This window comes from Tatumella sp. JGM118 (genome assembly GCF_018257515.1).
Lineage (GTDB): Bacteria > Pseudomonadota > Gammaproteobacteria > Enterobacterales > Enterobacteriaceae > Tatumella > Tatumella terrea.
In genome coordinates, this window is record NZ_JAERJR010000006.1 from 188,585 (window position 1) to 196,007 (window position 7,423).

Here is a 7,423-nt window from a genome sequence, read left to right on the forward strand (position 1 = left end):
CTTCGTTTTTGGGCGTTAGCAGATATCTCTGCCAAAGATACTCGCCCGTTTTCTCAGGTCAAACGCTTTGAACCGCTATAGATTCAGGGTACGGCATCGGGAAAAAGCTGTGCAGGGCCGGTGATATCTTCCGGCCCCTGTACGCAGAGGCTGACACCTTATTGACGGCGTCTCTGAATGAAAAGGGCTGACAGGTCCTCCGTGGCCGGGTCAGACAGTCACATGTACCTGCGGGATACGCTGACCATTAAACCGTCCTCCTGCCGCTCTTTCCAGCTGAGCAGCCAGTTGCAGAAGCTGACCATCGTTGGCTTGCCGGGTCTGGAAATGCATTCCCAATGGGATCCCTGAGGTTTGCCAGGCCAGTGGCACAGAGATACCGGGAGTCCCGGTGAGACTGGCGAGTGGAGTATAAGAGAAAAGTTCCCATAAGCTGTAGAACCAGTCCATAACATCCGGGTTGTCACTGAGGGTCAGATAGCGTTTATCCCCGGTCAGAGGTGTCGGTGCAGAAAACGAAGGCGTCAGGATCATATCCCACTGTTCATAAAATGCCCCTAACTGGCGGGATGTGCTGTTGAAAACATCCTGCATCAGCCAGCGCTCGCTGTAGGACATATCCCGTCCCTTTAACCATATTTTACGATTGATCGGCTCAACCAGATCTTCAGGCGGTTCAGTCAGTCCCCTTTTTTCGAGCTGACGCTGAATAAACTGCGCAAAGTTACTGATATAACAGGTGGTCTGAGCGGCAAAAGCCGCCTCAAAATCAATGTCCGGGGTTTGCCATTCGACATAATGCCCAAGTTCTTCCAGCAGACGGACCGTACGTTCCAGCTCAGTCACAAAATGCGGGTCAGCGTGGTAGTTACCCCATTCATGGGATACCGCAATTTTTAACCGGGGAGGATCACGCTTCACAAGTTCTGTGTATGATCCTTCAGCCTTCCAGTAAGGCATAAATTCACCTGGCGCTCCGCCACGACAACTATCGATAAATAATGCGCTGTCCCGTACCGAACGGCTGACACAGCCCTGGGTCGAAACATAGCCGGTGATATCCGACAATGCCGGGGCAATTGACAGCACGCCGCGGCTGCTTTTCAGACCCACTAATCCCTGCGCACCCGCAGGAATACGGATAGAACCCCCGCCATCGGTGGCATGAGCGAGCGGAAGTACGCCTGCCGCGACCGATGCCACTGCTCCGGCAGAAGATCCAAACGAGGTATAGTCAGTATTCCAGGGGTTACGTACCACATAAATCTCAGGGTTTTCGGCCGAACTTGCGACACCAAATTCCGGTGTGGCAGAGCGCCCGATGATATTCAGCCCTGATTGCCGGATTTTAGTGGTCAGAAAGGCATCGCTGGTCTGGCGAAAACCTTTAAAAAACTTAGACCCCTGTTCCTGTAACCGTCCTTTTACTCCCGGGCCGAGGTCTTTAATCAGCAACGGAACACCGGCAAAAGGGCCTTGTGCGTTGGTCCCTTCCGCAAAGGGTGCGGTAATGGCATCCTCAAAAAGCTCAACCACGGCGTTGAGTGACGGGTTTACTTTTTCTGTCGCCAGCTTTGCCTGATCGGCAATTTCTGCAGCGGTGACTTCACCGTGTTTAATTAAGTCTGCCAGTGCTGTGGCATCACATGTCGCCCATTCATCCCAGGTCATCACTTGTTTCATTGATAGCTTCCTTCTGCCTTTGGCCGGTTCAGGTGTTTAATGTCAGCATGGCTGTGCGGGGGGCCTTCGCTTTGAGTAATGCCGCGGAAAGAATACACACCAGGTTAGCCGCGATCAGGTAATATCCGGGTGACACCGGGTTGCCGGTAGCCTTGATTATCCATGAAAAAACGAACTGTGCCGTTCCGCCAAATAATGTAATCCCGAAGGCATAGGCAATCGAAAATCCGGTCGAGCGAATAGATTTAGGGAAATTCTCGCACAGGGTGACTAATACCCCGGAACCACTGATACATTGCAGCGCCGAAAACAGGACAATGACGGCGAAAAAAACATATTCATTCCGGTAGGTAGTAATAATTTCCAGGCCTGGCATAAATAAAATCAGCAGAATAATACGCGGTGCAATAATGGTGATTTTACGGCCGTAACGATCGGCCATCCAGCCGCCAGCCAGGGAGAAGAGCACGACGCAAATACCAATCAGGATCGTAGAACTCATGGCGATACCGGAAGAAAAATGCAGGTCATTCATGGCATAGGTTGTCATATAAATCAGGAAGTACTGAGTGATGGTGCTGCCTGACAACATGAAAATTCCGGAGATGATCAAACCACGATGCTGAGTAAAGACATCAGTTAATAAATAGCGGGTATTCTTTTTAACCGCTTCCGCTTTATTTTCTAAAGTATCATGGAGGTTACGACGGATATAAATCGCGACCGGAAGGATCGTCAGCCCAAAAATAAACGGGATACGCCAGCCCCAGTCGGCTAACTGTGATGGTGTTAATGTCCGCGTCAGAAGATAACCAATTAATCCGGCCGTTATCCCGGCCATACCCTGCGCAACTATCTGCCAGCTCGCATAAAATGCCCGTTTTCCCGCGGGTGCCGATTCCAGAATATAGGTCGTCGCCGGCCCTGCTTCGCCTCCCCAGGCCAGTCCCTGTATCATACGAACGATGACCAGTAATACGGGTGCAGCCAGACCTATACTTTGATAAGAGGGAAGAAATGCCATACCTCCGGTGCCCAGCGCCATCAGTATCATGGTTAAAAACATTGCCGGTTTACGACCCGCTCTGTCGGCATAACTGCCGATAAATATTGCCCCCAGAGGGCGGACGATAAAACCTATACCGAAGACGGCGACGGATAATAAGAGACTGATAACAGGGCTATGTGAAGGGAAAAAAGCGTTGCCGATCAAAACAGCAAACGTTGCGTAGGCACTGAAGTCAAAAAACTCGACCGCTGCACCTAATGTCACCGCGAAAACTTCATTACGGGAGGGTCTTTTTTCCCGGGGATCAGTGTTGGTAGTTATCGACATTATCCTATACTCCCGCAGTAGTGATCGGTCGCCGGCTCTGACTGGCTGGCACAAAATGCTGTTTCAGCAAATGTTGAGGTTATACTGATTTAACGTGATAAAACTCCCGGCAGGAGGATTATCCGAAATATTTAATGAGAAAAAAGATATAACAAACCCGTTATGGATTAACCAGTATAAATATCTGTGCACAGTACAAACAAAATCTGGACACTCTTTATCAGGTTAATTTCTTATGACCTGTCGTGACATAAATAATGTTTAAAGAGGGAGTCAATCACTGCCTGCGATGAATTGTCGCGCAACTTAGCGTTTTTATTAACGTCACTGCGCAGAGTCTTATTTTAAAACAAGGTAATGATGATTCATAAGTAAATGCAATTTGAAACTCTGCCGGGAATGTATTATCAACGAGTCAGCTCAGGAAAAATATCACGGAGAGTGAATGCAGCTCAGGGCATTAAGGTATTTCAATCAGGTAGCACAATCTTCCTCTCTGCGGGATGCGGCTGAAAAACTGTTTGTGACGCCTACCGCTGTCACCCGGCAGATTGAACTGCTGGAGCATTACTATGGTGCCTCGCTGATTGAGCGAAGTCCGCGCGGTATTCGTCTTACGGCGGAAGGAGAACACCTGGCCCTCGCCGTACAGTCCTGTCTGCGTGAACTGGAGGGGGTGAAAGATAAAATATCCTCGGCTCAGAGTCAGGTCTCTGGCAAGGTAAGAATTTCCTGTGCAGAAAGCCTGATATCATCACTGATTATCCCCGCCATCGAATGTTTTCGTCTCAGACATCCTGATGTCAGGTTCGAAATTGATATCGGCAGTGCCCCCCGGGTCGCGGAAGCATTGGTTGGCGACAGGGCCGATGTCGCCGTCAGCTTTTATATGCCAGCGCTCTCCGGACTGAATGTCACCCACAGTTGCTCAGTGCAGCATCAGGTATTGATGTCGCCCACTCATCCTTTATCCGGGTCTTCCGGTCTGACACTGAGAGAGATCGCCGGTTTTCCTATAGCCGCTCCGGCCAGCGGATTCGCCGTCAGGCAATCGCTGGAAACCGCCGCTAAACGCGAGGGTATTCTTCTGGATATACGTTTTGTCACGTCTTCCATAGAAATTCAGAAGCAACTTTGCAGACAGGGGCTGGCACTGATTATCTTACCGAAGATGACGCTGGCAGAAAAAGAACCGCCGGAAGATTTAGTGGCCATTCCGCTTAATGACCCCCTGATGGGAATTGTACGCATCGATCTGGGGTTACCGGCTCAGCGAACGTTAAGCCGTGCAGTAAAGTTATTCCATGAAACCCTGGGGCAATATATTGAAGCGCAGCTCAGTCCGGCGCTAACATGCTGACGAAGCCGACTCGCCGATGCTCCCTCCCGCCACAGAGGCTCTGTATCAGCAGGGTCACTGAGGTCACAGGGCAGTCACCTTCGCACAGAGTGCACGGCCATTGTATGCCATCGCCAGTAATTACCGCAGGGTCAGTCGAAAGCATTCAGGCGCGGTCCGTTGCTGACCGGACTGACGATAATGAAAAATGGCTTATCCCCGGCGCGCATGACCGGTGCTTTCCTGCCGGACTCAGATTGCTTAAGGCAGAGGATGCTGTCATCTTTCCGGGGGAGGCTGGATAGCTCAGGTTTTCTCTTTTGTGATTTCTCCGTTTTCAGTCATACGATAGACACCCCCACGGGCGATAAATATTATATTTCCGTTGCGGCCTGTTTGTACGGAGAAGACTCTGTTTTTATCTATACAGTTTTCAGGCGGAACCTTATCTTTAAAGCACAGTCTGTCATATTTCCCTTCCTGTTTATAACTGTCGCCAAACAACCAGAATGTCAGATAGAAGGAACCGTCTTTATCCGGGTGGGGAAGGTGGTATTTTTTTTCGATGTCGTTTTTATTTTCCAGCCACCAGGCTATTTTCCCCTGATCGGTATACGGAAAGTTTTTTACCAGGATATCACTGAAGCCGCTGCTTCTGTGATGGATGGCGACGATCTCTGCCGGACGTAATACGACCCGGAGGGTGCAGGCCAGTAACAGGAAAACGACGAAAGTAAGAACCAGTAATATTATCTTATTTTTAAATGTCATCACGGGACCCGGAAATTTCTATAACAGAATTTATCTGTGTGATAAAGGGTTTAAAACCGAATGCTTTATACCGCTGGAGAACAAAACCAACCTGAAAAAGCAGCAGCTGGCTGTGTATTAAAAGTAAAATCATACCAGAAGGTCAGGAGGCTTACCCGGGGTGTTTTAACCGGAGGGTTTTCATAGTTAATAAAGTGTGTTAATGATTTTTTTAATCAGATGGATAATGCATCGCGTAGATGTCCGGATTTTATTCTTAGGTTTTTCAGCATTTTTCAGTGCTGATGTTTTTTACATCATTTATAAAAAACACCGGTGTTATATGAAAATAATTTCATGATTCACCGGGCGTTTTTAATAAGAGGTGTGACCTTTTATATTGAAGTGATTGAAATATTCTTATGCCCATAAAAAGACGATTGGCTGTTTCTCTTCCTGTCCGGGTATTAAACCTGTCTCTGACGATAAAATATATTTTTATTTATCACGGGGATCCTCATTCAGGTGAGGGAGGCACTATAAAATTAGGGTAATATCTGATGCTGTCTTGCCCTGAGTGTTCCTGCTGTTCAGCGTTTTATCGTGAACAGAATCAATACTATTGCACGTCCGCAGGATAAGCTCTGGTGAATCGCGAAAAGACTGATGAATACAGGGCGTTGATTGTGAAGAATCTGCCCGCGGTCACTACATCATGGATGACTGTGGATTACTCAGATGAAGAAGTGCTGCAGGACACCATTGGATGGGAAGATATCGCTGACTTAATCGGCGCCCTGTCAGCTCTGTCAGCTCTGTCAGCTCTGTCAGCTCTGTCAGCTCAGTCGGGGCTAAATTTGAAACTTTCCTGAGGGGGCATTATTTCCCCCGGAACCTGAAGTTTTTTTTAAAAGTCCCGCGGACAAAACATCATTAACTTTAAGCCTGTTTATTGATTCGGCGAAGGCCGGGCATGGCTTTACCGCTAAGCCCTTTACTGAAGATAACCGCTTTGGGGGGAGTTCCGGTCGTGGCGCATTCACCCCGCGATATCACGGCCAATAAAATGGTTTATCGGGCCATGACCCTGCCCGTATTGCGGCGCGGTCAGGATGGCCTGGTGAACAAAATATTTTGCCCGCGTAACGCACTCCGGCAGTGGCAGGCCTCTGGCGAGCAATGCACACAGGGCGGCAGAGAAACTGCAGCCGGTTCCGTGTGTATGCGGGGTCTGAATTCGGGGGGAGGTGAGCCAGCCCTCATCCTGCGGACTGCAGAAAAAGTCTGCGGCATCGTCTTCCTCACTGTGCCCTCCTTTCAGCACGACACTGAAGGCACCCATCCTGCATAGCTCGCGTGCAGCCTTCACCCTCCTTTCACGGCTCTGCAGTGGGTAACCCACCAGTGCTTCGGCTTCCGGAATATTCGGCGTGATCACACAGGCCTGTGGCAGCAATAAACGGCGCAGACTGTCGAGGGCGCTTTCCTGCAACAGCGGCGTTCCGCCTTTCGCCACCATCACCGGATCAATAACTAATCCGGGCAGCCGGTGTTGTTTAATCTTTTCTGCGACACAGGCAATAATATCGCTGTCCGCCAGCATGCCTGTTTTCACCGCTGACAGGGTAAAATCCATAGCGACGGCATCTATCTGAGCGGCAATCAGAGACAGCGGCATGACCTGAACCGCCCGGACGCCCAGCGTATTCTGTGCTGTGACAGCCGTAATCGCCGTGGTACCGAATACCCCGAATTCCTGCATTGTCTTAATATCTGCCTGAATGCCTGCACCCCCGCCACTGTCAGAGCCTGCGATGGTTAATGCCTGTGGCTGTGTCATGCTGCCTCCCTGAGTCCTGTGGTCTTATCTGCACACAGAGTAAAATGCTGCACCCGAAAGGGCAGACATCGGTAGTTAAGAGGGGAGCCTGACAGGGATAGCACGGGCATGTACGTCCGCGGCCGGCAGGAAAGACAGAGAAAAGAAGGCATTACCGCAACCTTTGCGGACAGGTCATTCGTTCGTCTTCCTACGCCAGTATCAACCGGATCAGGTTCTAAGGGTCGCTATACCTTGCTGATAGCCTCTCAGTCTCTCTGGTGAGACTCCCCCGACATATCCGTTATTAAAGGGGGAGAGGGCGGTGAATGTCAATATTACGCAGGTCCGGGTTGAACAGCACTGGAGCAACGGTGATGAAGAGGAGGGATCCTGTGACGTTAACGGCGTCTGTTCCTGAGATTGTGTGTACAGACTGAATTTATCACCCGCCACACCCACACCCACACCCACACCCACACCCACACCCACACCC

General features: G+C 50.0%; 7 protein-coding genes and 1 riboswitch. Of the genes, 2 read left to right on the forward strand and 5 right to left on the reverse strand.

The window, feature by feature from the left end; translation table 11 throughout:
- Positions 1-210: 210 nt before the first annotated feature.
- Both JK223_RS08775 and JK223_RS08780 read right to left on the reverse strand, forming a co-directional pair.
- Positions 211-1,683 (reverse strand): amidase, encoded by a 1,473-nt coding sequence (locus JK223_RS08775; protein WP_212713799.1) that lies wholly within the window; start codon positions 1,681-1,683, stop codon positions 211-213.
- 28 nt (positions 1,684-1,711) lie between these two features.
- Positions 1,712-3,019, reverse strand: coding sequence for an MFS transporter (locus tag JK223_RS08780; RefSeq protein ID WP_249213539.1), 1,308 nt, complete (start codon positions 3,017-3,019; stop codon positions 1,712-1,714).
- Positions 3,020-3,464: 445 nt separating this feature from the next.
- On the opposite strand from JK223_RS08780, the gene JK223_RS08785 reads away from it, so the two are divergent.
- Positions 3,465-4,379 (forward strand): LysR family transcriptional regulator, encoded by a 915-nt coding sequence (locus JK223_RS08785; RefSeq protein ID WP_212713800.1) that lies wholly within the window; start codon positions 3,465-3,467, stop codon positions 4,377-4,379.
- Positions 4,380-4,664: 285 nt separating this feature from the next.
- On the opposite strand, the gene JK223_RS08790 is transcribed toward JK223_RS08785, so the two are convergent.
- Both JK223_RS08790 and JK223_RS17150 read right to left on the reverse strand, forming a co-directional pair.
- Entirely contained in the window at positions 4,665-5,129 is a 465-nt protein-coding gene (locus JK223_RS08790; protein ID WP_212713801.1) for a DUF943 family protein, read from the reverse strand.
- Complete coding sequence (locus tag JK223_RS17150; RefSeq protein WP_212713802.1) at positions 5,119-5,262, reverse strand: DUF3289 family protein; 144 nt, start codon at positions 5,260-5,262, stop codon at positions 5,119-5,121. Before JK223_RS17150 ends, JK223_RS08790 begins: the two co-directional genes overlap by 11 nt.
- A gap of 493 nt (positions 5,263-5,755) precedes the next feature.
- Between JK223_RS17150 and JK223_RS08800 the strand changes: the two genes are divergently transcribed.
- Positions 5,756-5,980 carry a hypothetical protein gene (locus JK223_RS08800; RefSeq protein WP_212713803.1) on the forward strand — a complete coding sequence of 75 codons (225 nt, stop codon included), beginning with the start codon at positions 5,756-5,758 and terminating at the stop codon, positions 5,978-5,980.
- 167 nt (positions 5,981-6,147) lie between these two features.
- Here JK223_RS08800 and thiD read toward each other — a convergent pair whose 3' ends face one another.
- Positions 6,148-6,948, reverse strand: coding sequence for a bifunctional hydroxymethylpyrimidine kinase/phosphomethylpyrimidine kinase (gene thiD / locus JK223_RS08805; RefSeq protein ID WP_212713804.1), 801 nt, complete (start codon positions 6,946-6,948; stop codon positions 6,148-6,150).
- 170 nt (positions 6,949-7,118) lie between these two features.
- Positions 7,119-7,231: riboswitch (TPP riboswitch) on the reverse strand.
- Between the last annotated feature and the right edge of the window lie 192 nt (positions 7,232-7,423).

What these genes read in the sequence shown, in the direction of transcription:
- JK223_RS08775 (WP_212713799.1), bottom strand. Translation starts at nt 1,683, where the DNA reads ATGAAACAAGTGATGACCTGGGATGAATGGGCGACATGTGATGCCACA.
- JK223_RS08780 (WP_249213539.1), bottom strand. Translation starts at nt 3,019, where the DNA reads ATGTCGATAACTACCAACACTGATCCCCGGGAAAAAAGACCCTCCCGT.
- JK223_RS08785 (WP_212713800.1), top strand. Translation starts at nt 3,465, where the DNA reads ATGCAGCTCAGGGCATTAAGGTATTTCAATCAGGTAGCACAATCTTCC.
- JK223_RS08790 (WP_212713801.1), bottom strand. Translation starts at nt 5,129, where the DNA reads ATGACATTTAAAAATAAGATAATATTACTGGTTCTTACTTTCGTCGTT.
- JK223_RS17150 (WP_212713802.1), bottom strand. Translation starts at nt 5,262, where the DNA reads ATGATTTTACTTTTAATACACAGCCAGCTGCTGCTTTTTCAGGTTGGT.
- thiD (WP_212713804.1), bottom strand. Translation starts at nt 6,948, where the DNA reads ATGACACAGCCACAGGCATTAACCATCGCAGGCTCTGACAGTGGCGGG.